Below are 24,076 nucleotides of genomic sequence, written 5' to 3' on the forward strand. Positions count from 1 at the left end.
CCTGAGTCGGACGTCGATCTAATGCCGGACGTCCATCCATTGCCGGACCTGGCCCGCCTGCACGCTCCGCATCGCCGTCCCGAGCCGGTCCTGCTGCCGTCGGGCGAGCCCGGGCGCTATGATTCCGAGGCGGTCGACTGCCCGTTCGTCTTCCGCCATCGGGATCGATTCTACATGATGCATATCGGCTTCGACGGGCGCGGCTACCAGACGGCGCTCGCCGCGAGCGACGATCTGCTGGCCTGGACGCGGCTCGGCGTCATTCTCGGCCGGGGGACGGACGACTCCCGCTGGGACCATGTCGGAGCGGCGGGCTCGTGGATGCTGCTGGAGAGCAGCGATCTGGACGAGACGCCCCGGCTCAAGAAGGTCGACGGACGCTACTGGATGATCTATCACGCCTACCCGGACTTCGGCTATGAGGAGGGGGGAGCGGCGATGGGGCTGGCCTGGTGCGAGGACGAGGAGCTGCTGGAGTGGCATCGTCTTCCCGAGCCGGTGATGACGTTCGGCGATGGCGGGGAGTGGGAGCGCGGCGGACTGTACAAATGCTGCCTGCTGGAGCATGAGGGGCGCTACTGGATGTTCTACAACGCCAAGGAGAAGCCCGATTGGCCGTGGATCGAGCAGACCGGGCTCGCCTGGTCGGACGACCTGCGCGTCTGGCAGCGGCATCCGGCCAATCCTCTGCTTGCCGTCAGCGAAGGAACGTTCTACAGCCGGTATGTCAGCGATCCGTGCATCCGCTTCGACAAGCCGAGCGGATGGTGGGTCAATTTCGGGTTCGGCTTCGACGGCGAGCATGCGCAAGGGCTGCTCGCGCTCTCCCGCGACCTGGAGTCGTGGCGCATCCTGCCCGAGCCTTCGCTGCCGCATGGAGCGCCGGGCGAGATCGACCAGACGCATGCGCACAAGTCGTTCGTCGTCCGCTGGAAGGGGACGCTGTACCACTTTTACTGCGCCTGCCGCCCCGCCCGTCCCGGAGATCCAGCGTGGAGCGGAGCGGGCGGCGAGCTGCGGAGCATCGCCGTCGCGACGAGCCGGCCGCTCTGATCAGCCGCCGCCTTCCCGATCCCGGTATTCCTGGGGAGTCGCATTCATTTCCCGTTTGAAAAACCGTCCGAAGGATGTCGCCGAGTCGAACCCGACTTTCGCTGCGACATCCTGTATTTTCATGCGCGAATATTTCAGCAGATCGCAGGAGCGGGCGAGCCGCAGGCTCGCGATATGCTCGGACAGCCCGACGCCGGCCTGCTGCTTGAACAGCCGGGACAGGTAGGTCGGGTTGAGGTAGACGAGATCGGCCAGCCGGTTCAGCGACAGGTCCTCGTCGAGATGGCTTTCGATGAATCCGGTCAGCCGGCCGATGACCTGATGGGTGCCGGCCTCGCTTTCGCGCCGACGGCTCTCCAGCAGGCTCTCGAGCGCGGAGCGCAGCGCATCGAGGGCATGCTCCCAGGTCGGATGGGCGTCCAGCGAGGACAGGCGCGCCGTCCATGACGCCGGCTCGGACTCGTCGCCGCGCGCGGAGCGGTTGGCGGTCGACAGCAGCATGTAGGTGATGCCGTTGTACATCTCGTAAAGGAACGGATGCCGCCCGCCGAGCTGGCGCGAGAGGGCGGGGAGCCGGTCGAAGTCGTCCAGCAGCTTCATGTCCAGCGCCGGATCGGCGTCCAGCACCTGCTTGAGCCGGTTCTGCGCCTCGACGAGCGCTTCGCTCGGCTGCCCGGCTCCTGCCGGGGCATGGTTGAGCAGCACGCGGTCGGTGAGCAGCATTTCCTTGCGCTGGCCGTAGCCGTAAAAAAGGATGCGCCGCAGCTCGGCCTGCTTCGCCGGCAAGCCTTGCCAGGGCACGGCCTTTTCGGCGGCGACGAGCGAGACCGGCAGCTTGAGGTATGTGCGGCTCGCTTCCTGCACCTGCTCGAGCTGATCGTGCAGACGCTTCGCCCAGCCGTCTGGCGCGGCGTCCGGCTCCGGCTGCGCCAGGCCGACCAGGCCGTCCTCCTCCAGGAAGCAGACGATGCGGCTGCCGGCCAGCAGCTCCTGCATGATATTGTCGAGCGCATAGCATAGCAGCGCCTTGTCGGCGTCGGAGCGGACCGCGCCCCATTCGTCGATGCGGGCGAGCAGCGGCAGGACGGGGCGCGACGCGTCGAGCCCGAGCCGCAGCTCGTCGAAGCGCTCCTGCCGGACGGGGGCCGTGCCGGCCAGCAGCTGCCGCGCGTAGTCGCGCCGCAGCGCCGACAGCGACTGCTCCATCGCCGCTCGGGCCTGCTCCAGCAGCCGGCTCATCCGTTCGGACTCGGCGAGCTCTCCGATCGCCTTGCCGACCGCCTCCAGGATCGCCTCGTCGCCGTCCATTTTCAGCACGTAATCGACGCTGCCGCCGCGCATAGCCTTCTGGATGTAGGAGAAGTCGTCATACCCCGAGAGAAAGACGACCTTGCAGGCCGGCCATCTCTCGCGCATGACCGCCTGCAGCTCGAGGCCGCTCATGCCGGGCATGCGGATGTCGAGCAGCGCGACGTCGATCGGATGCCGCTCCAGCTGCTCCAGCGCCTCGGCGGCGGATGTCGCCGTGAGCGCCTCCAGCGGCCAAGGCGCCTCGGTCTCCATCAGATGCCGGATTCCCCGGACGATATTCGGCTCATTGTCCACGATCAGCAGCTTCATCTTGGATGCTCCTCCTTTGTTGTTCGGCAGGCAGGACGAGAGTCAGCGACAGGCCGCCGAGCGGGCTGCGGTCGGCTGTCAGGCGCGCGCCTTCGCCGAAGTGCAGCCGCAGCCGCAGCTGGACGTTGCGCAGTCCTTCGCTGTCCGACGGGAAGCCCGGATCGCCCAGCAGCTTGCGGATCGCGTCCAGCCGCTCCTCGTCGAGCGCTTCGCCGTTGTCGTCCACATGGACGAGCAGCCGGCCGTCCTCCTCGCGGAACGACAACCGGACAAGTCCTTGCCCGGAGCGGTCCTCCAGGCCGTGGTGATAGGCGTTCTCCACGAGCGGCTGCAGCAGCAGCTTCGGCACGGCGAGCTCCTCCCATCCCGGCGGGATCGGGTCCAGCTCGACGCGGATATGCTCCTCGAAGCGGATCGTCTGGATGGCGGCGTAGGCGTTCACGAACATCATTTCCTGCCGCAGCGGCACCTTGTCGGCGTTTTTGGTCACATAGCGGAAGTAGTCGCCCAGATGCTTGGTGAAGGCGGCTACCTTGTCATGCTCCTGCAGCTTGGCGAGGCGGTACAGGTTGAACAGGCAGTTGTACAGGAAATGCGGATTGATCTGCGACTGCAGCTGCTTCAGCTCGGCTGCCTTGACCTGATACTGCTGCACGTACGCCTCGTCGATCAGCTCCTGCAGGCGGGAGACGGTCCGGTTGTACTGCAGGTACAAGTAGTTGAACTCGTCGCGGGACCGGTAGCGGAGCTTGAACGAGAGATCGCCCTTCTCCAGGCTCTTGAAGGCGCGGACCAGCTCCCGCAGCGGGCTGTGGATGATCCGGTACAAGCCGTACGCGAACAGCAGGGCGAGCAGCGTCGAGGCGGCGGCCAGCAGCAGCGTCCAGTTGCCGAAGCGCTGGATCGGTCCGAGGAAGCTCCGCTCGTCGAGGAACAGCACGAGCGTCAGCCCGAGCCGGGAGGAGGTCTCGTAAAAGGCATACTTGCGCCCATCGCCGCCGCGCAGCAGGAACAGGCCGCTTTTGCTGCCGGCCTCCATGCGGGAGGCAAGCTCCTCGCGGAATCCCGTGGCGTCGTCCGGCAGCGGGCCGTGGCTCTCTTGCCAGCTCATCTGCGCGTTCGTCAGCATGGCGGCTCCTTCTCCGGTCAGCTCGAAGCCCGACAGCAGGCGCCGGATCGACGCTCCGGACAGCTCCATGCCGATCGTGAAGCCCTTGCCGACCGGGGGCGAGCTTGGATACGGGCTGCTCAGCCAGAGGCGGCCGCGATCGACGAGGAAGGGCGCCTCATAGGGATTGATGACCTGGTTGAGCGCCGCCGCCTGCTCCGGATCGACCGATCCGTAGCTGTCCGCCGATACTTTGCGGTCGAGTCCGGGAAACAGCACAAACGCGTCGGAGACGTACGAGCTCATGAACTTGAGCGTCGTCAGCTTTTTCTGCACGTTCTGGATCGACTCCGTGTACTGCTGGTCCGACATGATGATCGAGGAGTAAGCGAGCGCCCGAATCTCGTCGTCGAAGGCATACTGCTGCTGGAGCGTGATGAGCGGACCGAAATCGTACTCCAGCACGCGCATGTAGGAAGCGGCCTTGGCCTGCGTCGAGCGGATGATCTCGTCGCGCACGAGCCTTTCGCTCTGCGCGTTCATGAGCAGGCTGATGGCGACGAGCGGGACGAGCAGCAGCAGGAAGCTCAGCACCAGCTTCGGGTAGATGGTCAATCGGCTCAGGAACGTTCTCATGCCGTCAGGCTCCTCCCGCTTGGGGGCGTCTTTTTTTTTCATTATAGCCCGGATAGCCCGCCGCTCCTACGCATCGGAACGAACAAGTCAAGGAGGGCAGAGCGGAAGGTTGACAGCTGCAGATGGAATGGAAGCGCTTCCGGTCTAGAATGGGTGAGCCAGGCCAACTTCGGTTCAGAGAGAGGATGATTCAGCTTGATGAAAAGCAAGAAGCGAAAGGTGTGGAGTTATGGACTGCTCGTCGCGCTGCTGGCGGGAGCCGGCGCGCCGCCGGCTCCCGCGTCGGCGACAGACAGCGGAGCGGCCGTGTCGGCGTCGTATACGTTCTCGATGGACAGCGTCGCGCAAGTCAAGGACGGCATCGTCTCTTACACGGATTCGCCTCGCAACCGCTGGTCGGCCTACGAGTCGCCGAACGCCTCGGACTGGGTGCAGACCGACTTCGGCAGCGCGCAGAGCCGATCCAAGGTGGACCTGCATCTGTACGGAGACGGATCGGGCATCAAGGCTCCGGCGAGCTACGACGTCCAGTACTGGACCGGCTCGGCCTGGGCAAGCGCGCCCGGCCAAGCCAAGTCTCCCGCCCAGCCGGCGGCGAACCAGCTGAACACGGCGACGTTCACGGCGGTATCGGCGTCCAAGTTCCGCGTCGTATTCACCCACGCCTCCGGGGCGAAGAGCGCCGCGAGCGAGATCGCCTACGGCTTATCGTCGACGCCGACCGCGACGCCGACCGTCACGCCAACGCCGACCGCGACGCCGACCGTCACGCCAACGCCGACCGCGACGCCGACCGCCAGTCCGACGGCGACGCCGGCGCCGATCGCCGGCGGCACGGCCTCGGCTTCCTACACTTACGGCATGGATGCGGTCTCGCAGGTGAAGGACGGCATCATCTCCTACGCCGACAACCCGCGCAACCGCTGGACCGCCTACGGATCGCCCAACGCTTCGGACTGGGTGGAGACCGCCTTCGGCGGCGCGGCGACCGTCAGCCAGGCGAAGCTGTACCTGTACTCGGACGGCGCCGGGGTGCAGGCGCCGGCCAGCTATGACGTGCAATATTGGAGCGGCACGGCCTGGGCGAGCGTGCCCGGCCAGACCAAGTCTCCGGCCCAGCCGGCAGGCGGCCAGCTGAACACGGTCAGCTTCAGCGCGGTCGTCTCCTCTAAATTCCGCGTCGTATTCACCCACGCCTCCGGCGCCAAGTCCGGCGCGACGGAAATTGTCTACGCCGGCACGGGAGGCGGCTCGACGCCGACACCGACGCCAACTCCGACCGTCACGCCGACGCCGACGCCGACCGCCACGCCAACGCCGACGCCGACCGCCACGCCGACTCCTGGAGCTTACCCGAATTACCAGGTCAGCGTCGTCTCGCCTTCGTACGGAGCCTCCATCAACGGTACGGTGACGATCAAGTTCTATGCGCCGGGCATGCAGAACGTATGGGCGCGCTCCTGGCATCAGCCGGACACGGCCAACCCGGGGGCCAACGGGTACGACAGCTGGTTCGCCCGCACGACGCCCGATGCCAGCGGCTACGGCGAGATCGTCTTTCCCGCGAACTCGTTCCCGCACGGTCCCGTCACGGTCATCCTGAGCGCCTGGGACAGCCCCGAGGGCAATCCGAACTTCACCCGTTCCGACAACTGTTATGTGCAGCTGTACAATGAAGGGGGAGTCGTCTGGAAGCAGGGGCTGCCTTCCGCGCCGCCTCAGGCGTCCGGCATGAGCGTGCTGTTCGCGGACGACTTCACCGGCCCGCTCTCGGCCTCCCGCACCGGAGCCGGCGCGACATACGCCGCCGCCAAGCCGGACAGCCCCGGCGGCTCGGAGTTCGGGGAGGCGATCTTCGCCGATCCGAACGGTCCGCATAATCCGTTCTCGATCCTGGGCAGCCAGTACCTGCGCATCCGCTCGACCAAAACGCCGGCCGGCTATGTCGATCCGATGGGCTGGAACCGGACGCACTTCGGCGGCTTGCTGTCGTCCGTCCGCACGGACGGCACCGGCATCGCCGCGCAGTACGGCTACTTCGAGGCCCGCATCCTGATGCCGGCGGGCAAAGGCGCATGGCCTGCGTTCTGGCTCATGTCGCAAAACAGCATCTCGCAGAACGTGCCGTCGACGGCGGAGATCGACACGATCGAGGCCTACGGCCACAACCCGGCCGGCTCCTGCCGCTCGCAGCATTGGTGGAGCGGATCGCCGGAAATCCACGAGACAGTGTGCACGAGCAATTCGTTCGCCTTCGGCGACAACGCGTCCGTCTGGCATGTCTATGGGACGAAGATTACGCCGACCGACACGATCTACTACATCGACAACGTCGAGGTGTGGCGGCATGCTACGTTCGAGCAGGCCAAGACGCCGATGTACTTCATGCTGAACCTCGCCCTCGGCGGCGGCTGGCCGGTCGAGCTGGACCGCTACGGCAACCAGATCGACATGTTCGTCGACTACGTCCGCGTCTTCCAGTAGCGGCCGAACAGGCTTGTCCAGGAGCGCCCGGGCTTTTCCCGCGGCGCTTTTTTTGCATGACGAACCCGAGGCTGCCAGGGCGAGGGGGACTGGAGCGGCTGCTCGTGCTCGGTTCCATTTGATTCTAGATCGAGGAGCCGTTGGAATCGGCCATTAGACCGGGCTTGGGAACGTCTGCAACCCGATTATTTCGGGTTACAGTTCGGGAACCGGGCTTGGGAACGTCTGCAACCCGATTATTTCGGGTTACAGCTCGGGAACCGGGCTTGGGAATGTCTGCAACCCGATTATTTCGGGTTGCAGCTCGGGAACCGGGCTTGGGAATGTCTGCAACCCGATTATTTCGGGTTACAGCTCACAGACCAGGCTTGGGAACGTCTGTAACCCGATAATTTCGGGTTACAGCTCGGGAACCGGGCTTGGGAATGTCTGCAACCCGATTATTTCGGGTTACAGCTCGGGAACCGGGCTTGGGAATGTCTGCAACCCGATAATTTCGGGTTACAGCCCGTAGACCGGGCATTGGAACAGCTGCAACCCGATCATTTCGGGTTACAGCCCGTAGACCGGGCATTGGAACGTCTGTAACCCGATTATTTCGGGTTGCAGCTCGCAGACCGGGCATTGGAACAGCGACGAGCGCGGAATCTTTCACGGCTGCGACGAAAGGGAGCGGAGAACCGTCTGGGCAAGCCCGCTTTCTCCGCGACCGAGCGGATAAATCGCCCCCGGGCTGGGGGAACTGCCGTGGCGATCGCAGGGGCTTTTACGACAGGACCGATCCGTTCCGCAGGGGGAGTGGTTTGGAGTAGGATTGAACCTGGAGAGCGAAGCGGACGGGGGCTCGTGGAGAAGCGGCAGCGGTTCCCTTGGAGGCCGGATTCCTTCCTTTTCGGAACAGGGAATCAAAGGAATCTGGGCTCCAGGGAGATCGGAACGAGTCTCCGTACCGCGAAGCGGGTGCAGGTTCCAGTCGCTAGCCGGCGGTGTGCAGAGACGATCTTCGGGTTTCAGCCGCGGAAGTACGCTGTTCGGCCGCCCCTCCGCCCCGCGACCGATTGACAGCGTACCTCTGCCCGCTTATTATCTTACAGTATAAGCTATTTAAGCAGGTGAACCGTCGTGGATTACAAGCAGCTGGCCGAAGAAATGTTCGAGCATGTAGCTCGCGCGAGCAAGCCCGCCTTCGAGGAGTCGGGACAGTTCTCGCGAGGGGAGATGGGCATCCTGCTCTACTTGCTCCTGCGCAAAAACGGCGCATCCGCCGGAGAGCTGAGCGAATCCCTGTCCGTCAGCACGGGCCGGATCGCCTCGGCGCTCAAGACGCTGGAGAAAAAGGGGATGATCCTGCGCTGCACCGATTCCGAGGACCGGCGCCGCGTGCTCGTCTACTACACCGATGCCGGCAAAAAGTTTCTGATCGACCGCAGGGCCGAGCATATCGCCCAGACCGAGCAGATGCTTAGCCGGCTGAGCGAGCGGGACGCACGCGAGTTCGTGCGGCTCGTCAAGCTGCTGATGCCGTGAGCGCCATTCGGCGCGGCGGCTCTCGGGGAACGCCAGCAGAGCGCCCCGTCGTTGCCTCAGGAAGCGCCGGCAGGCGCCCCAGCCGAAGCCTCGAACGCGCCTCCAAAGCGCCAGCAGGCGCCCCGTCGTTGCCCCGGAAGCGCGCCTCCCAAGCGCCAGCAGAGCGCCCCGCCGAAGCGACGAATGCGCCTCCCAAGCGCCGGCAGGCGCCATGAATGCGGCAGTTCCGCAGCCCCATCCGGGCGCTGCGTTTCTTTTGCACATGTATCTTATACTAGAAGAAATATAGGAGGGAAGGAATTCGATGCTGAAGCTGTTCAAGTATTTGACGAAGGGCGAGTGGGGGTTCGTCCTGTACAGCCTGATCTTCATCATCGTCCAGGTGTGGCTCGACCTGCGTCTGCCGGATTACATGGCCGAGATCACGACGCTCATCCAGACGGAGGGCACGCGCGCGGCCGATCTGATGGAGCCGGGCGCCTACATGCTGCTGTGCGCCGTCGGCAGCGTGCTGACGTCGGTCATCGTCGGCTGGTTCGCCGCCAAGGTGGCGGCGGGGCTGGCGATGCGGCTGCGCGGCATGGTGTTCGATCGGACGCTGTCGTTCTCCCATCAGGAGATCAACGGCTTCTCGACGGCCAGCCTCATCACCCGTTCGACCAACGACGTGACGCAGGTCCAGATGATCGTGGCGATGGGGCTGCAGGTGATGCTCAAGGCGCCGATCCTCGCGGTCTGGGCGATCGCCAAAATCTCCGGCAAGAGCTGGGAGTGGACGGCGGCGACCGGCGCCGCAGTCGTCGCGCTCATCGTCATGCTGAGCGTCATCATCGTGTTCGCGATCCCCAAGTTCCGCATCATCCAGGGGCTGACCGACAACCTGAACCGCATCACCCGCGAGAACCTGACCGGCCTGCGCGTCATCCGCGCTTACAACGCGGCGGCGTACCAGGAGGCCAAGTTCGACCGGGCGAACCGCGAGCTGACCGGCACGAACCTGTTCGCCAGCCGGCTGATGGCGATCATCGGTCCCGGCATGACGATCATCATGTCCGGCCTCAGCGTCTCGATCTACGCGATCGGCGCTTACCTGATCCAGGATGCGCCGGGCACGGACCGCATCGGGATCTTTTCCAATATGGTCGTGTTCACCTCGTATGCGATGCAGGTCGTGATGGCGTTCATGATGGTCAGCATGATCTTCATCATGGCGCCGCGCGCGGCCATCTCGGCCAAGCGGATTCTGGAGGTGCTGAATACGGAAGCCGCGATCAAGGACGGCGTCGAGACGAAGGGCAGCGGCGAGGGCGGCATCGAGTTCCGGAACGTCAGCTTCAAGTATCCGGGCGCCGAGGAGCCGGTGCTGCGGGACATCAGCTTCAAGGCGCGCAAGGGCGAGACGGTGGCGATCATCGGCTCGACCGGCAGCGGCAAGACGAGCGTGCTGAACCTGGTTCCGCGCTTCTATGACGTCGCCGCAGGCGAGGTGCTCGTCGACGGCATCGACGTGCGCCGCTACAGCCAGCACGCGCTGCGCGCCAAGCTCGGCTACGTCTCCCAGCGGGCGGTGCTGTTCAGCGGCACCGTCGCCGCCAACGTCGCCTACGGCAGCGCCGAGCCGGGGCGCGAAGCCGAGGAGGGCGTCCGGCGGGCGGTCGCGATCGCGCAAGGAACCGATTTTGTCGAGTCCATGGAAGGGCAGTACGAGGGCCGCATCGCCCAGGGCGGGGACAACGTCTCCGGCGGCCAGAAGCAGCGGCTGTCGATCGCGCGCGCCGTCTACCGGCGGCCGGACATCTACCTGTTCGACGACTCGTTCTCGGCGCTCGACTACCGGACCGACCGCGAGCTGCGCGCCGCGCTGCGCCGGGAGACCGGCGGCGCGACGACGCTCATCGTCGCCCAGCGCATCGGCACGATCAAGGACGCCGACCGCATCCTCGTGCTCGAGGACGGGCGCATCGTCGGCAGCGGCACGCATGAGGAGCTGCTGCAGGACTGCCCGACGTACCAGGAGATCGCCCTTTCCCAGCTATCCAAGGAGGAACTCGCCCATGGCACGATCGAATCAGCCTGACACGACGGAAGACAGCCGCAAAACGCCTCGACGGGGCCATCCCGGAGGCGGCCCCATGGGAGGCGGTCCGATGGGCGGCATGATGCCCGGCGACAAGGCGAAGGACTTCCGCGCCACGCTCCGCAAGCTGGCCGCCTACTGCCGCAAGTACATGCCGGCCATCGCGCTGGCGCTCGTGCTGGCGCTGGCCGGATCCGCGCTGAACGTCATCGGGCCGGACCTGCTGCGCAACATTACCGACAAGATCCAGGAGGGCATCCGCGGGACGATCGACATCGACGCGATCAACCGGATCGTGCTGCTGCTCGCGGCGCTGTACGGCGCCGGCCTGATCTTCAACTACGCGCAGGGCTTCATCATGGCGACGGTCACCCAGCGCATCACGAACAAGATGCGGACCGAGATCTCCGCCAAGATCAACCGCATGCCGCTGCGCTACTTCGACTCGACGAGCTACGGCAACGTACTGAGCCGCGTCACGAACGACATCGACATGATCGGGCAGACGCTCAACAACAGCCTCGGCATGCTCGTCTCGTCCGTCGCCCTGTTCGTCGGCGCGCTCGTCATGATGGTCTATACGAACTGGATCCTCGCCATCACGGCCGTCGTCTCGACGATCGTCGGCTTCGCGCTCATGAGCGTCATCATGAAGCATTCGCAGCGCTGGTTCGTCGCCCAGCAGGAGGTGCTCGGGCGGCTGAACGGCCATATCGAGGAGACGTACTCCGGCCACGCGGTCGTCAAGGCGTACAACGCCGAGGAAGAGGCCAAGGCCGCCTTCCACGATCTGAACGGCAAGCTGTACGGCAGCGCCTGGAAATCGCAGTTCATGTCCGGCCTCATGATGCCGATCATGGGCTTCGTCGGCAACCTCGGCTACGTCGCGATCTGCGTCGTCGGCGCGATGCTCGTCACCTCGAATACGATCAGCATCGGCACGATCGTCGCGTTCATGATCTACATCCGGCTGTTCACGCAGCCGCTCGGCCAGATCGCCCAGGCGGCGACGAACCTGCAGGCGACGGCCGCCGCGAGCGAGCGCGTGTTCGAGTTCCTCGAGGAGGAGGAGCTGGCGGACGAGAGCGCCAAGACGACGAAGCTGGCGCAGGTCAAGGGCGAGGTCGAGTTCCGCCATGCGCGCTTCGGCTACACGGCCGACAAGGACGTCATCAAGGACTTCTCGATGAAGGCGGAGGCCGGGCAGAAGATCGCCATCGTCGGCCCGACCGGGGCCGGCAAGACGACGCTCGTCAACCTGCTCATGCGGTTCTATGAGCTGAGCGGAGGCGAGATCCTTATCGACGGCGTGCCGATCGACCGGATGACGCGGGAGGACGTGCATGACCTGTTCAGCATGGTGCTGCAGGACACCTGGCTGTTCGAGGGCACGATCCGCGACAACATCGCTTTCGCCCGTCCGGACGTCACCGACGCGCAGATCGAGGAGGCTTGCCGCGCCGTCGGCCTGGACCACTTCATCCGCACGCTGCCAGACGGCTACGACACTGTGCTGGGCGACCGCGCCAGCCTGTCGGCCGGACAGAAGCAGCTGCTCACGATCGCGCGGGCGATGATCGACGACGCGCCGCTGCTCATCCTCGACGAGGCGACGAGCTCCGTCGACACGCGCACCGAGCTGCTCATCCAGCGGGCGATGGACCGGCTCTCCGCCGGCAAGACGTCGTTCGTCATCGCCCACCGGCTGTCCACGATCAAAAACGCCGACCGCATCCTCGTCATGAAGGACGGCGACATCCTCGAGACCGGCACGCATGACGAGCTGCTGGCGCGCGGCGGCTTCTACGCCGAGCTGTACAACAGCCAGTTCGAGCAGGTTTCCTGAGCCGACGGAAAGCAAACCAGCCGCCCAAGCCCGATTCCCGTTTCCGGGGCATCGAGCTTGGGCGGCGTTTTTGTTGCAGGGCAGGGGGAGCATCGCTCGACGCTCACGGTCCCTTCAACCGGACTGCGCCGGAGCCTCTCAGAGGCTGCCTTCCTTCGAATGGAACTGTTCCAGCTCCCTCTGCTGCCGCAGGTGGTGGCGGAAATGCATGCCCGCCAGCTCCAGCCACTCGCGCGCGTCCAGCCAGCCGAACCAGCCGTGCTCGATGCGCCCGCCGGGAGCGGCGCCGATGTCGCCGTCGCTTCCGCCAGCGGCAGGAATGCGCCCGGCCAGCTCCGCCATTCGCCCGGCCAGCTCCTCCAGCCCCTGCTGAAGCTCGTCGCGGCTGCGCGAGTTGGACGGCGGAGGGAACGGCTCCTCCGGCAGGCGGACCCGGATATCGGGGAATCCGCCTCTCGCCCGCATCGCCTCGATAGCCGATCTTTCTCCCTGCTGAGGTTGCCGCCGTCCGAACGGGCTCCTATACTGGAGGAAAGGGGGATTGGTACGGATGGCAAATCACGTTGCCGGGAGACGCCGGACTCATGCAAAGCCTGATTGAGGGGCGATCCTTTGCATGGGGCATATCCGGCTGAAGACGATATCGCCCGCCGATCGTTTCCGAAAATGGGGCTTTGCACCTTATGAAGATTCAACCATCTTAACCATAAGGAGCGTTAATCATGACCCCCCCATTTATCCGAAACCATCACTTCAACATCATTCAGCATCAGGCGCGGCTGCTGCAGCAGGCCTGCGCCTCGGCGGCAGACCCGAAGGTGCTCCGCTCGGTGCGCGAGGGCGTGCAGCTGGCGCTGTACGAGGCTTTCCCGGACGCGGACGCCGGGCAGCGCGCCCTGCTGGAGCCGATCGCCGATTGGCATGCGGCGGATGATTTCCGCCTCGGGCTGCAAGCGCTGCAAGCGTACCGGCTTCCGTTTCCGGCGCTCGCGGAGGGCGAGCTGCGCCGGCTGTTCCCCAAGGCCAAGAAGCTCAAGGGCCCGGATCCGGGCGCGCTTGAGCTCGAGCGGACGACGTATCTCGGCTGGACGGAAGCCGGCAGCGGGCGCATGTTCCTCGTCTGCGACATCGACGGAAGCCGCGTCGGCGTCGAGGGCAGCGTGACGGGCTCCGTCCGGGGCAAAAACGTCTGCTTCGCCTGCCGGCATCATAGCGAGGTCGGCCTGTTCACCGCCATCGCCAAGCATCGGCCAGCCAAGGCGTCGCCGGACTACTACAAGGCGATCGGCAACTACATCTGCCTGGACAGCGCCGCCTGCAACCGGCAGATCGAGGATGCCGGTCCGCTGGAGCGGTTCGTCCGCGATGTGACCGCGCGCTGACCGCGCGCAGGCTTCGGACCTGGCCTCGTGCAGGGGCCAGGTGCTTTTTCATCCGTGAGCGGAGGAGCGATGAGGACGGAGCAGGAGAGAAAGGTCGCGACTCTGCAGTCGCGATGCTGCAGCTGAAGCGTAGAGAGGGGCTTTTTCGACACATGGACATCCGCTTGCTGGAGCCGCGCGACAACGAACGCATGGCCGGCATCATCCGCGCCAGCCTGATCGAGTTCGGCGGCAACCGCTCCGGCCTCGCCTGGGAGGACGCCAGCCTGCATGACCTGCACGCGTATTACCGCGAGCCGGGGCGCGGCTACTGGGTCGCCCTGGACGACGAAGGCGAGGTCGCGGGAGGCTGCGGCATCGCCGAATTCGCCGGCTCGGCCGACGTGTGCGAGCTGCAAAAGATGTACCTGCGGCCGTCCGCGCGCGGTACGGGCGCCGCCCGGCTGCTGCTCGCCGAGGCGCTCGGCTTCGCCCGGGGCCGTTATCGGCAGTGCTATCTGGAGACGCTGACGAGCATGAAGGCGGCGGAGCGCTTTTACGAGAAGAACGGCTTCGCGCCGCTGAGGGAGCCGCTTGCGGGATCGGAGCATTACGCCTGCGACGCCTGGTATATCCGGGATCTATAACCCCCACTTCGAGGAGGAAGAACAATGGCTCAAGCGCTGCTGGTGATCGACGTGCAGAAGGACCTGGTAGAAGGAAACGGAGGAGAGGTTCCGATCTTCGAGCCGGAGCGGCTGTTCGCCGCGATCGGCAAAGCGGTCGAGCAGGCGGAGCGGGCGGGAGCCCGCATCGTCTTCGTGCGGGACAAGTCCATCGGCGGCGGAGAGGGAGAGGGCTTCGACGTCCATCCCGCGCTGCGGATTCCGCCGGACGCCGTCCTGTTCGACAAAACGGCGGTCAGCTCGTTCCACGAGACCGGACTGCTCGAGCATCTGCGCGAGCATGACGTGACGCACTGCGTCATCGCCGGCTGCATGACGCAGTACTGCATCGATACGGCGGTGCGCGCCGCCACGCTGCACGGGTTCGACGTCACGCTCGTGCGCGACGGCCATTCGACGAGCGACTCGCCTGTCCTGCCGGCCGAGCAGATCATCGCCCATCATAACGCGACGCTGCACGGCTATGCGAACAACGGTCCGTTCGCGCTGGCACGCCCTGCGGACGACCCGCTGTTCGAGCCGCCGCATGACAAGTACCGCTGACGGACGGCATGCCGGCGCGTGATGGGAAGTCGATGTTTTTTCATGCAAATGGAGCGCAGGATAACATCCTGCGCTCCATTTGTTTCATTCCGCCTTCTCCTCGGCGCTGTCGCCGTCCAGCGAAAGCGCGGCCAGGATCGTGAAGATGAACATCGTGCCGTCTCCGACCTGCGACGAGGCGCTGATCGTGCCGCCCATCAGCTCGACCAGCGTCTTGCTGATGGACAGGCCGAGGCCGGTGCCGCCGCGCTTTGCCGAAGGGGCGTCGAGCTGGATGAACGGCTGGAACAGCAGGTCCATCTTGTCCGGCGGGATGCCGATGCCCGTGTCCTCCACGACGAACTCCAGCTGCAACGATGCGTCCGACGCTCCGCGCTCGTTGACGTACACCTTCACGCCGCCCGCCTCGGTGTGGCGGATCGCGTTGGCGATCAGGTTGGAGAGCACCTGCTTCAGACGGCCGGCGTCCCCGATCAGCGTGCGCGGCAAGGAAGGGGCGACGTACGATTCCAGGCTGAGCCCCCGCTCCTCGGCCATCGGACGGAACAGGTCGAGCGTATCGCCGAGCACGACCTCCAGCTCGAACGGCTGGCGGTGCAGCTCCATCTTGCCGTTTTCCATCCGGGAATAGTCGAGGATCTGGTTCACGATCGTCATGAGGCCCTGGCCGCTTTTATGGATCACCTCGGCATGATGCCGCTCCTCCTCCGGCAGATTGCCCTCGAGCATCAGCTCGGACATCGAGAGGATGCCGCCGAGCGGCGTGCGGATCTCATGGCTGATCATGTCCAGGAAGCCCGATTTGACCCGCAGCGCCGCCTCCGCCTGCTCCTTGAGCGCGGTCATCTCGCGATTGCGCGCCTCCAGCTCCTGCGTCCGCAGCAGCAGCTGGTCGCTCTTGAGCTGCAGCTCCTTGCGCGCGAGATAAAAGCTGGCGAAGGCGTCGATCTTGCTGAGCAGGATGTCGGGATGAAGCGGCTTCGTGATGTAGTCGATCGCGCCGGCGGAGTACGCCTTCATATAATCCTCCAGCTCCGAGGTGAGCGAGGTGAGGAACACGATCGGGATGTCCTGCGACTTCTTGCGCATCTTGATCCGGCGCGCGGTCTCGAAGCCGTTCATGTCCGGCATGAGGACGTCCATCAGGATGAGGGCGATGTCGTTTTCCAGCAGCGCCTTGAGCGCGAGCATGCCGGAGGTCGCGCCGAGCAGCTTGTAAGGGCGGTCCTGCAGAAGCGCCGCGATCGAGGTGTATTCGTCCGGCCGGTCGTCGACCAGCAGGATGTTGACGGGAATATCCGATTGCCTGTGCAATGGGGCACCGCCTTTCTTTCTAGTTGATCAGCCAAGTCTTGAGCATCGTGACGAGCTGCGTCGTATTGATCGGCTTGGGCATGTAGTCGGAGGCGCCGGCGTCGAGGCAGCGGATCCGGTCCTCCTCCATCGCCCGCGCGGTGAGCGCGATGATGGCGAGGGTCCGGAACGCCGGATCGGAGCGGATCGCGCGCATCGTCTCGTAGCCGTCCATCTCCGGCATCATGATGTCCATGAAGACGAGCTCGACATCCGGCGTCTCGCGCAGCAGCCGCACGGCCTCGCGTCCGTTCTGGGCGAAGCTGATGTCCATGTTGTAGCCCTCGAGCACGCTCGAGAGGGCGAAGATGTTGCGCATGTCGTCGTCGACGATGAGGATGCGCTTGCCCTCGAACGCGGCCGCGGGATCATGCAGCTTCTCGATCAGCTGCCGCTTGTCCGGCGGCAGGTCCGCGGTGCGGCGATGCAGGTACAGCGCCGTCTCGTCGTAGAGCCGCTCCATCGAGCGGACGTTTTTGATGACGATGCTCTCCGCGTATTGCTTGAGCTTCTGCTCGTCCTGGCGGCTCAGCTCCTTGCCGGTATAGATGATCGTCGGCAGCGTCTGCAGCTTGCGGTTCGTCTTGACCTGCTCCAGCAGGTCGAAGCCGGAGATGTCCGACAGGCCGAGATCGAGCACCATGCAGTCGAAATGCTGCATCATCAGCTGCTCCAGCGCCTCCCGTCCGCTGCCGACGGCGGTGATGCGGACGTCGGGGTGGCCGATATAGGCGACGAGGCTATGCCGCAGGTCGGCGTTGTCCTCGACGATGAGCAGGCTTTTCTCCTTGCGGCGGATGTAGGAGTCGATCTCGAGGAACGCCGTCGCCAGCTCGTCCTCGCCGCTCGGCTTCTTCCAGAAGGACAGCGCGCCGAGGCTGAGCGTCTGCTGGTCCCGATCCTCCGTCGAGATGACGTGGACCGGGATATGGCGCAGCTCCGGACGGCTCTTGAGCCGGCTGATGATCGACCGGCCGTCGAGCACGGGCAGGTCGGTGTCGAGCACGATCGCGTCGGGCTTGTACGCATGGGCGAGCGCGAGCCCTTGGTCGCCCTGGAAGGCGACGAGCGCCTTGAAGCCGCGGTTTCGGGCGAGCTTCAGCAGGATCGCGGCATAGGCCGCGTCGTCCTCGATGATGAGCAGCACGGCGTCGCCCGGCTCGATGCGGTCCCGATCGTCCTCCATTTCCGAAAATTGCAGCAGCTTCGGGTTGGAGATCGAGATGTCCGGCACGAACGATTCCATGAACTTGGCGGCGGCCGGAGCCTTCGCCTTCTCGGCGATCGAGATCGTGGCCTGCGCCGCCGCGGCGGCTTGGGCACGGGCCTCGCTCTGGCGAGCAGGCAGGACGAGCCGGAACCGGCTGCCCTGTCCCGGCGTCGACTCCGCCTCGATGCGCCCGCTGAGCAGCTCGGCCAGCTCGCGGCTGATCGTCAGGCCGAGTCCCGTGCCGCCGTACTTGCGGCTGGTCGCGCCGTCCGCCTGCTGGAACGCTTCGAAGATCGACTCGAGCTTCGCGGTCGGCACGCCGATGCCGGTATCCTCGACCTCGAAGACGACCTCGTCGGCTGCGGCCGCGCCTTTGCGGATGCTCAAGGCGACGGAGCCCTCGTCCGTGAACTTAAGGGCGTTGGACAGCAGGTTGCGCAAAATCTGCTGCGCCCGGTGGCCGTCGGTATCGATGGAATCCGGGGCGTCCGGCGCGATGCGGATGTCGAACGCGAGCTCCTTGCTCTGCGCCTGCTGCTCGAACATGCGGTACAGCCGGCCGGCGATGTCCTGCAGCTCGGTCGGCTCGATGACCGGCGTCATCTTCCCGGTCTCGAGCTTGGCCAGGTCGAGGATCTCGTCGATCAGCTGCAGCAGGTCCTTGCCGGAGGAATAAATCGTATGGATGTACTCCAGCTGCTTGCCGACAAGGTTGCCCGGCCTGTTCTCCGCGAGGATCTGGGAGAGGATGAGCAGGCTGTTGAGCGGCGTGCGCAGCTCATGCGAGACGTTGGCGAGGAACTCGGACTTATGCTGCGCGGCGAGCAGGATCTCCTCCGCCTGGGCCTGAATCTCCAGCTTCTGGCGTTCGGACAGCTCCGTCTGGGCAAGCAGCGAGCGGTTGGACGCCTCCAGCTGCTCCGTCTGCCCGCGCAGCTCCTCGGCCTGCAGCCGCAGCTGCTCGTTGGACGCCTCCAGATCGAGCGACTGACGATGCAGCTGGTCCGTTTGGGCTTTGAGCTCCTCGGTCTGGGCCTGCAGCTCCTCCGTCTGCAGCTGCAGCTCCTCGGCCTGGACCTGCAGCTCCTCGGTCTGGGACTCGAGCTCCTCCTTCTGGAGCTGCGTCTCGCGCAGCAGCTCGTCGATGCGGGCGACGTCCGCGAGCGTGTTGATAAGGATGCCCATGTCCGCGCCGACGCGGCCGATCAGCTGGCGCTCCTTGCCGCTGAAGCCGCGGAAAGAAGCCAGCTCCAGCACGGCGACGGCTTTGTCCTCGTAGAGGATCGGCACGAGCAGCAGGGCGGCCGGCTCGGCGGCGCCGAGTCCCGAGCGGACGCGGATATAACCCGGCGGCACCTCGGCGAGCTCGATCATCGCGCGGTTTTCCGCGCATTGGCCGACGAGTCCTTGTCCGAGCCGCACCGGCTCGGACGGCAGCTCGGCCTCGTCATGCGCGTAGCCGGCGGCCGCATGGTAGGCCCCGTCGGGACGCAGCGCGTAGAGAGCGCCGCAGCTCGCGTCGACCGACGAGGCGAGCTTGGCGAGGAAGATGCGGGAAGCCGCGCCCACCTCGATCGAGCCTTGCAGCAGGATGGCCATCTCCGAGACGCGGGCGTTGAGCCAGGCCTCCTCCTCGGCTTGCAGGCGCAGCGTCCGCTCCTGCTCGGTCTTGACATGCAGGCTGCGGGCGATCTGACGGAACGAGCCGGCGATGGCCCCGAGCTCGTCCGCTGGCGCATCCGCGGCGGCGGACGCGACCGGCTCGCCGCGCTCGATGCGCTCGGCGATGCCGGCGGTCTCGGCCAAGCCGGCGCGCATCCGCCGGCCGAGGCTCCGGCTATGCCAGGCGGAGGCGGCGATGCCGGCGGCGGCGACGGCCGTAGAGACGGCCGTCAGTACGGGATCGGCTTGAATCCAAGCCAATCCGATGAAATATGTCAAGGTCAGGACGACGACAAGCGAGCTGATCTTGCTTTGAATTCTCAAGCGTCCTCACCTCCCGGATGGAATCTAGGCATCGTTCCATTATACCTTCTTCAAACCTCCAATAGATAGGGAATGCGAGGGAAGGAAGAGGCGATAGAAGGATCGGAGAGAGAAACGGCGGGAGAGGGAGGAGGAGGGGCTCGGGCGGCCGGAATGGCAAAAAAAGGCCCCCTGGGCGTGAAAGGGGCCGAATGACGGGAGGGGACGGACTGGCGTCGGCGGCCCGAGGGCGCATGCGGCCGGCCGGGATCGGCATGGAGGCCAGGCGGCCGAGCCGCCTTCGAGGGAGCTCCGCCAAGCCGCCCGCCTAGCGTCGAAGGGCCGGCGCGGCGTCTGAGCCGCGGGAGCTCAGGCTGCCGGCGATCAGGAACTGGGCGCCGTAGTAGGTCAGCATGATGAGCGCATGGGAGAACGGCACGTCCGCGACGAAGAGGTTCCAGGAGAGGATGGAATCGGAGGCGACGAACAGCAGGCTGCCCGCGATCGCCTGGCGGTCTCCGGTCTGGATGGCCGACCAGGCCATCAGCGAGATGACGGCGACGTACGCGATGACGGGAACGATCAGGCCGGTCTGGCCGCTGCCGCGCAGCGCCTCGACGAGGCGCATGCCCATGAAGATGCCGTAGGCGGCCAGCGGCAGGAGCGCGGCGATCCGCAGCGGCGAGAAGCGCATGCGCAGGAGGAACGACGACAGATAGAACAGATGGCCGATCAGAAAGGCGCTCAGCCCGATCACGAACCAGCGCAGCGTGCCGTCGCCGACCGCGCAGAAGACGAGGCCGATCAGCCCCAGCGTCTGCCATGGCCGGCGGTCGGCTGGCTTTGGCAGACGGGTCCAGGCGTAGGCGAAGATGAGCGCCATCGGGACGAGCTTGAACGTCAGCTTGAGCGCTTCCGGCTCGAACGGAACGGCGAAGATGTAGATCAGCCCCATCAGGGCGATGAGCAGGGGCAGGACGAGCCGGGAAGCGGACTTGGGCTCGGCTGGAGACTTGGGGTCGAGCTTGGGCGTTGGCATGAGCGTTCCTCCATGGCGGCGAATGTTGCGGCTGCATCTGCAACCGTTTACACAGATTATATAGCGGGAACGCGGATTCGAACAGCAGCCGAGGGCGGGCGGCGGGGAGGCGCTGCCGGGCAAGGCTTGGCCAGCCGCGCCAAAAAGCCGCATGCGGTTCAAGCGCATGCGGCTTTTGGCGCGGCTTCAAGCGGCGAGGGGCGGCGGCCGCCGTCCTAGCCCGGGAACGTCGGATGCGATCCGCGGCGGCGCAGCGCGGAGCTGCGGGAGCCGCCCGGCCCGAGCAGAGCGGCGCCGGCCGCCGCGCAGAACAGTCCGGCCGCGTAGCCGGCGGCGATGTCCGTCGCGTAGTGGACGCCGAAATAAAGGCGGCAGTAGCCGACGGCGCCGATGACGAGGACGGCGGCCGCGGCGGCTGCCAGCCTCAGCCAGCCGCTGCGCGCTCCGCGCCAGGCGATGACGGCGAGCAGGCCGTACAGCGCCATGCCGACCATCGCGTTGCCGCTCGGGAAGCTGTAGCCGCTCGCTTCGATCCAGCCGGCGTGCTCCGGGCGGGGGCGCTGAAGCCACTCCTTGAGCCCGCTGTTCAGCAGCAGGGCGGCCAGCACCGTGCCAATGACGACGACGGCCTGGCGCCGCCGTCCGAATGCCCACGACAGCGCCGCGGCCAGCAGCGTCGCTCCGGCGAAGACGGCTGTCGAGCCGAGCTTGTTGAGCGCCTCCATGGCGGCGGCGGGCTGCTCCTCCGCCGTCAGCGACCAGGAGCCGCGGATGGAATCGTCGATCGGTGCCGTGCCGTCCATCGGCGCCCAGAGCGCGAGCGCCGCGAAGGCGAGCGCGGCCGCAGCCGCGATGAGCCATGCTTTCATGTCAATCCGCCTTTCTTCCATGTTTTCATCCCGCATTATAGCACGGGAAAGAAGCGGGAACACAGGAAAACCGGTCCGGAGGGCCTCGGAGCCGCGACGAATCGGAAAGGCGCTATCGCCCGCAAGCAGATCGAGGTGTCGGACAGAGGCGGAATTGCCGATATTCCCCTTAATCGACCATAAAAAGGGAGGATTTCAAGTCATGTCTACTGATCCGCAAAACCGTCCGATTCCAGCCGATCTCCGCGAGGAAGAGGAGCGTCCGCCGTCTTACGGCCGATCCGCGCCGCCGTTCGCGGCCGAGCATGAAGCGGCTGCGTCCTTGGCGGCCCAAGGCGGCGCTTCGGCCAAGGGCATGGGCGGCGCGGCTGCGGCGCGCCTCAAGCAGGTGGACGGCCGCCGTCTGGCCGCGCTGCTGCGCGATCCGCTGCAGGGGCTGCGGGAGGAGCCGGAGCGGGACTCGGCTTACGGCTGGATCGGCCTCGGCGCATCCGTGCTCGGCTTCCTGGTCTGGACGCTGTTCATGCAAAAGGCGCTGCAGGGGCTGTTCTACAGCTTGTTCGGCTTCGGCGGCCTGTTCGCCTACGAGCCGGGCTTTGACTTCGGCCTCGCGCTGAGGATGCTGCTCGGGGGAGCGCTGTCGCTGGCGGCGCTGCTGGGCAGCCTGTACCTGTTCGGCAGCCGCTTCGGCAGCCGCAAGCGCAGCCTCCTCCAGGCTGCCGTGCCGCTCGGCGCGATGCAGCTCTTGTCGGGCGCAGGCTTCGCCGCAGCCGGCATCGCGGCGCTGGCGAGCATCCGGCTGTCGCTGCTGCTGCTCGTCGTCACGCTGCTCGTGACGCTGGCGACGACGGTGACGGGCGCGGCGGAGCTGTTCGAGGTGCGCCAGGAGCGGCGCTTCGCGTTCATCGCCGCTTCGATCGCGTCGTATGCGGTCGTGCTGCTCGTGCTGTTCAGCCTGCTGTTCTAGGGCGTGTTTGCAAACCCGCTCAGGGGCATCTATCACCGCCTTTTTGCCCCCTGCTTTGTCACGCAGACTCGACGTACCCCCGGTACGCCTTCGCCTACGTTCCTCGCAAGGACCAAAAATTCGGCCCTATCGGCTCCCTTCGGAGTATGCAAACACGCCCTAGCGCTCGCGCCGAACCCGTCGTCAGGCGCGCCTCCATGCCTCGGCCGACGACGACAAAGAAGCGAAGCCCGGAAGGTCGGGCTTCGCTTCTTTGCTGTCCGCTACACGCTGCGGATGAGGCGGATATAGAACTCGATGCCTTTGCCGAGCTTGCGGATGGGCAGCGACTCGTTCGCGGCGTGGATCGTCTCGCGCTCCTCGCGGCTCAGCTCGTACGGGGTGAAACGGTATACATACGGCCACACCGCGGCGAAATGCCGCGAGTCGCTGCCTCCGAGCATGACGTACGGCGTCACGGCCGCCTCGGGATACGTGCCGCGGATCGCCGCGGCCACGATCCGGTACGGCTCCTCCCGCGTCGTCGAGACGGGCGAAGGATCGCCCGCCCGCACGATGCGGAGCTCGACGGCATCGTCGGCGATCGCCCGCCGCATGCGCGCGGCGACGCCTGCGGCCGTTTCTCCGACGGCGACGCGCACATTGGCGCCAGCCTTCGCCTCGGCGGGCAGGACGTTGGCGGCCGGACTGCCCTGCAGCGTCGTCACGGCGATCGTCGTCGAGCTGAGCGCCCTCGTTTCCGGCGAGAGCCGGTGGAACAAGCGCGCCAGCAGCGGACGCAGCAGCCATAGATTGGCGAACAGGATCCGGTAGCCGAACGAGGAGCGCCGTCCGAGCGTATCGAGCATGTCCAGCGTCGGCGGCGGGAAAAACGGCTTCGGCGGCCGCCGCTCCAGCCGCTGGATCGCCCGCGCCAGCCGGAACGCCGGACCGAGGCGGGGCGGGGCGGAGGCATGTCCGCCCGCGCCGCGCACGACCAGCTCGAAGTCGCTGACGCCCTTCTCGGCGACGCCGACGACGGCGATCGGTCCGCGCACCCCGGGGAAGATGTTCTCCACCACGGCGCCGCCCTCGTCGACGACGAGGCCGGGCCGGATGCCGCGCTCCTGCAGCAGGCGCACATGGGTCGGCGCGCCGTCGCCCGCGATCTCTTCGTCGTCGCAGAACGAGAGGTAGATGTCGCGCTTCGGCTTGAAGCCGCTGGCGACGAGCTGCTCGACCGCCTCGAGAATGCAGACGAGCGTGCCTTTCGTATCAATTGCTCCCCGCCCCCAGACGCGTCCGTCCGCGATCTCGCCGGAGAACGGCGGATGGAGCCAGCCCTCTTCTTCCGCAGGCACGACGTCAAAATGGGACATGAGCACGGTCGGCGCCTCCGGCTCAGCCCCTTGCCACCGGTAGAGCAGCGTGCGGCCGTTCACGATCTCCCGCTCCAGCGCCCGATGGGCGGCGGGATAGAGATCCGGCAGCAGATCCAGCAGCGAGCGGAACTCGGCGCGGTCGGCCGATGACGGCTCGCGGCTCGAGACGGTGCGCTTGCGGATCAGCTGGGACAGCCTGCCGGCGGCGGCGTCCGCGTCGACAGGGATCGGCTCGCCGCCGCCGGCATGGGGCGCGAGGTCGGCCGCATCGGGCCGGAACCGCGCTGCCCGCACGAGCAGGACGGCCGCCAGGACGAGCAGGAGCGCGAGCAGGAGAAGCAGGATCGAGACTGCGGGCTGGGGCATGGGGG

Annotated in this window: 17 protein-coding genes; 9 read left to right on the forward strand and 8 right to left on the reverse strand. The window is 66.1% G+C overall.

Going from position 1 to position 24,076, the window contains the following annotated elements; genetic code table 11:
* The first annotated feature begins 21 nt into the window (after nt 1-21).
* On the forward strand, nt 22-1,053 hold the full coding sequence (locus tag B8V81_RS13095) for a glycoside hydrolase family protein (protein WP_101808508.1): 1,032 nt from the start codon (nt 22-24) through the stop codon (nt 1,051-1,053).
* Here the strand turns inward: B8V81_RS13095 and B8V81_RS13100 are convergent, their stop codons facing one another.
* Together B8V81_RS13100 and B8V81_RS13105 are read right to left on the reverse strand one after the other, a co-directional pair.
* Nucleotides 1,054-2,673: a response regulator transcription factor gene (locus B8V81_RS13100; protein ID WP_101808509.1), complete on the reverse strand. Its 1,620-nt coding sequence runs from the start codon at nt 2,671-2,673 to the stop codon at nt 1,054-1,056.
* Nucleotides 2,648-4,417, reverse strand: coding sequence for a sensor histidine kinase (locus tag B8V81_RS13105; RefSeq protein ID WP_180968444.1), 1,770 nt, complete (start codon nt 4,415-4,417; stop codon nt 2,648-2,650). The genes B8V81_RS13100 and B8V81_RS13105 overlap by 26 nt, the downstream gene beginning before the upstream one ends.
* A 198-nt stretch (nt 4,418-4,615) precedes the next feature.
* Here B8V81_RS13105 and B8V81_RS13110 point away from each other — a divergent pair, with 198 nt between their 5' ends.
* From B8V81_RS13110 to B8V81_RS13125, 4 genes are all read left to right on the forward strand, one after another.
* Nucleotides 4,616-6,901 (forward strand): galactose-binding domain-containing protein, encoded by a 2,286-nt coding sequence (locus B8V81_RS13110; RefSeq protein WP_028600064.1) that lies wholly within the window; start codon nt 4,616-4,618, stop codon nt 6,899-6,901.
* Between the two features lie 1,122 nt (nt 6,902-8,023).
* A complete protein-coding gene (locus tag B8V81_RS13115) occupies nt 8,024-8,428 on the forward strand; it encodes a MarR family winged helix-turn-helix transcriptional regulator (RefSeq protein ID WP_028600065.1) in 405 nt (134 codons plus the stop codon).
* A 304-nt stretch (nt 8,429-8,732) separates the two neighbouring features.
* Nucleotides 8,733-10,505 (forward strand): ABC transporter ATP-binding protein, encoded by a 1,773-nt coding sequence (locus B8V81_RS13120; protein WP_101808511.1) that lies wholly within the window; start codon nt 8,733-8,735, stop codon nt 10,503-10,505.
* A 55-nt stretch (nt 10,506-10,560) separates the two neighbouring features.
* A complete protein-coding gene (locus B8V81_RS13125; protein ID WP_244912815.1) occupies nt 10,561-12,351 on the forward strand; it encodes an ABC transporter ATP-binding protein in 1,791 nt (596 codons plus the stop codon).
* Between the two features lie 138 nt (nt 12,352-12,489).
* Here the strand turns inward: B8V81_RS13125 and B8V81_RS13130 are convergent, their stop codons facing one another.
* Entirely contained in the window at nt 12,490-12,816 is a 327-nt protein-coding gene (locus B8V81_RS13130) for a CinA family protein (protein ID WP_101808513.1), read from the reverse strand.
* A 257-nt stretch (nt 12,817-13,073) separates the two neighbouring features.
* Between B8V81_RS13130 and B8V81_RS13135 the strand changes: the two genes are divergently transcribed.
* The 3 genes from B8V81_RS13135 to B8V81_RS13145 all read left to right on the forward strand — a co-directional run bounded on the left by B8V81_RS13135 (nt 13,074) and on the right by B8V81_RS13145 (nt 14,941).
* Entirely contained in the window at nt 13,074-13,733 is a 660-nt protein-coding gene (locus B8V81_RS13135) for a FusB/FusC family EF-G-binding protein (RefSeq protein WP_101808514.1), read from the forward strand.
* 152 nt (nt 13,734-13,885) lie between these two features.
* Entirely contained in the window at nt 13,886-14,359 is a 474-nt protein-coding gene (locus B8V81_RS13140; RefSeq protein WP_028600069.1) for a GNAT family N-acetyltransferase, read from the forward strand.
* 24 nt (nt 14,360-14,383) lie between these two features.
* The gene (locus tag B8V81_RS13145) at nt 14,384-14,941 is read left to right on the forward strand and encodes a cysteine hydrolase family protein (RefSeq protein ID WP_028600070.1); all 558 of its coding nucleotides are present in this window, start codon (nt 14,384-14,386) and stop codon (nt 14,939-14,941) included.
* An 84-nt stretch (nt 14,942-15,025) separates the two neighbouring features.
* Here B8V81_RS13145 and B8V81_RS13150 read toward each other — a convergent pair whose 3' ends face one another.
* The 4 genes from B8V81_RS13150 to B8V81_RS13165 all read right to left on the reverse strand — a co-directional run bounded on the left by B8V81_RS13150 (nt 15,026) and on the right by B8V81_RS13165 (nt 21,377).
* Nucleotides 15,026-16,255, reverse strand: coding sequence for an ATP-binding response regulator (locus tag B8V81_RS13150; RefSeq protein WP_052333493.1), 1,230 nt, complete (start codon nt 16,253-16,255; stop codon nt 15,026-15,028).
* A 19-nt stretch (nt 16,256-16,274) separates the two neighbouring features.
* Entirely contained in the window at nt 16,275-19,490 is a 3,216-nt protein-coding gene (locus tag B8V81_RS13155; RefSeq protein WP_244912759.1) for a response regulator, read from the reverse strand.
* A gap of 307 nt (nt 19,491-19,797) precedes the next feature.
* On the reverse strand, nt 19,798-20,508 hold the full coding sequence (locus B8V81_RS13160) for a lysoplasmalogenase (RefSeq protein ID WP_052333494.1): 711 nt from the start codon (nt 20,506-20,508) through the stop codon (nt 19,798-19,800).
* A gap of 215 nt (nt 20,509-20,723) precedes the next feature.
* Entirely contained in the window at nt 20,724-21,377 is a 654-nt protein-coding gene (locus B8V81_RS13165) for a phosphatase PAP2 family protein (protein WP_052333495.1), read from the reverse strand.
* 202 nt (nt 21,378-21,579) lie between these two features.
* Here B8V81_RS13165 and B8V81_RS13170 point away from each other — a divergent pair, with 202 nt between their 5' ends.
* Nucleotides 21,580-22,344: a hypothetical protein gene (locus B8V81_RS13170; protein WP_101808515.1), complete on the forward strand. Its 765-nt coding sequence runs from the start codon at nt 21,580-21,582 to the stop codon at nt 22,342-22,344.
* A 263-nt stretch (nt 22,345-22,607) separates the two neighbouring features.
* Here the strand turns inward: B8V81_RS13170 and B8V81_RS13175 are convergent, their stop codons facing one another.
* Entirely contained in the window at nt 22,608-24,071 is a 1,464-nt protein-coding gene (locus tag B8V81_RS13175) for a M20/M25/M40 family metallo-hydrolase (protein WP_180968445.1), read from the reverse strand.
* Nucleotides 24,072-24,076: the final 5 nt, after the last annotated feature.

It is taken from the genome of Paenibacillus pasadenensis, from assembly GCF_002864175.1.
In the GTDB taxonomy this organism is placed as follows: Bacteria; Bacillota; Bacilli; order Paenibacillales; family Paenibacillaceae; genus Paenibacillus_O; species Paenibacillus_O pasadenensis.

Bases quoted from the DNA above. Each gene is read 5' to 3' on its own strand.
- B8V81_RS13095 (WP_101808508.1), top strand. From the start codon at position 22: ATGCCGGACGTCCATCCATTGCCGGACCTGGCCCGCCTGCACGCTCCG.
- B8V81_RS13100 (WP_101808509.1), bottom strand. From the start codon at position 2,673: ATGAAGCTGCTGATCGTGGACAATGAGCCGAATATCGTCCGGGGAATC.
- B8V81_RS13105 (WP_180968444.1), bottom strand. From the start codon at position 4,417: ATGAGAACGTTCCTGAGCCGATTGACCATCTACCCGAAGCTGGTGCTG.
- B8V81_RS13110 (WP_028600064.1), top strand. From the start codon at position 4,616: ATGAAAAGCAAGAAGCGAAAGGTGTGGAGTTATGGACTGCTCGTCGCG.
- B8V81_RS13120 (WP_101808511.1), top strand. From the start codon at position 8,733: ATGCTGAAGCTGTTCAAGTATTTGACGAAGGGCGAGTGGGGGTTCGTC.
- B8V81_RS13125 (WP_244912815.1), top strand. From the start codon at position 10,561: ATGGGAGGCGGTCCGATGGGCGGCATGATGCCCGGCGACAAGGCGAAG.
- B8V81_RS13130 (WP_101808513.1), bottom strand. From the start codon at position 12,816: ATGCGGGCGAGAGGCGGATTCCCCGATATCCGGGTCCGCCTGCCGGAG.
- B8V81_RS13135 (WP_101808514.1), top strand. From the start codon at position 13,074: ATGACCCCCCCATTTATCCGAAACCATCACTTCAACATCATTCAGCAT.
- B8V81_RS13140 (WP_028600069.1), top strand. From the start codon at position 13,886: ATGGACATCCGCTTGCTGGAGCCGCGCGACAACGAACGCATGGCCGGC.
- B8V81_RS13145 (WP_028600070.1), top strand. From the start codon at position 14,384: ATGGCTCAAGCGCTGCTGGTGATCGACGTGCAGAAGGACCTGGTAGAA.
- B8V81_RS13160 (WP_052333494.1), bottom strand. From the start codon at position 20,508: ATGCCAACGCCCAAGCTCGACCCCAAGTCTCCAGCCGAGCCCAAGTCC.
- B8V81_RS13165 (WP_052333495.1), bottom strand. From the start codon at position 21,377: ATGAAAGCATGGCTCATCGCGGCTGCGGCCGCGCTCGCCTTCGCGGCG.
- B8V81_RS13170 (WP_101808515.1), top strand. From the start codon at position 21,580: ATGTCTACTGATCCGCAAAACCGTCCGATTCCAGCCGATCTCCGCGAG.
- B8V81_RS13175 (WP_180968445.1), bottom strand. From the start codon at position 24,071: ATGCCCCAGCCCGCAGTCTCGATCCTGCTTCTCCTGCTCGCGCTCCTG.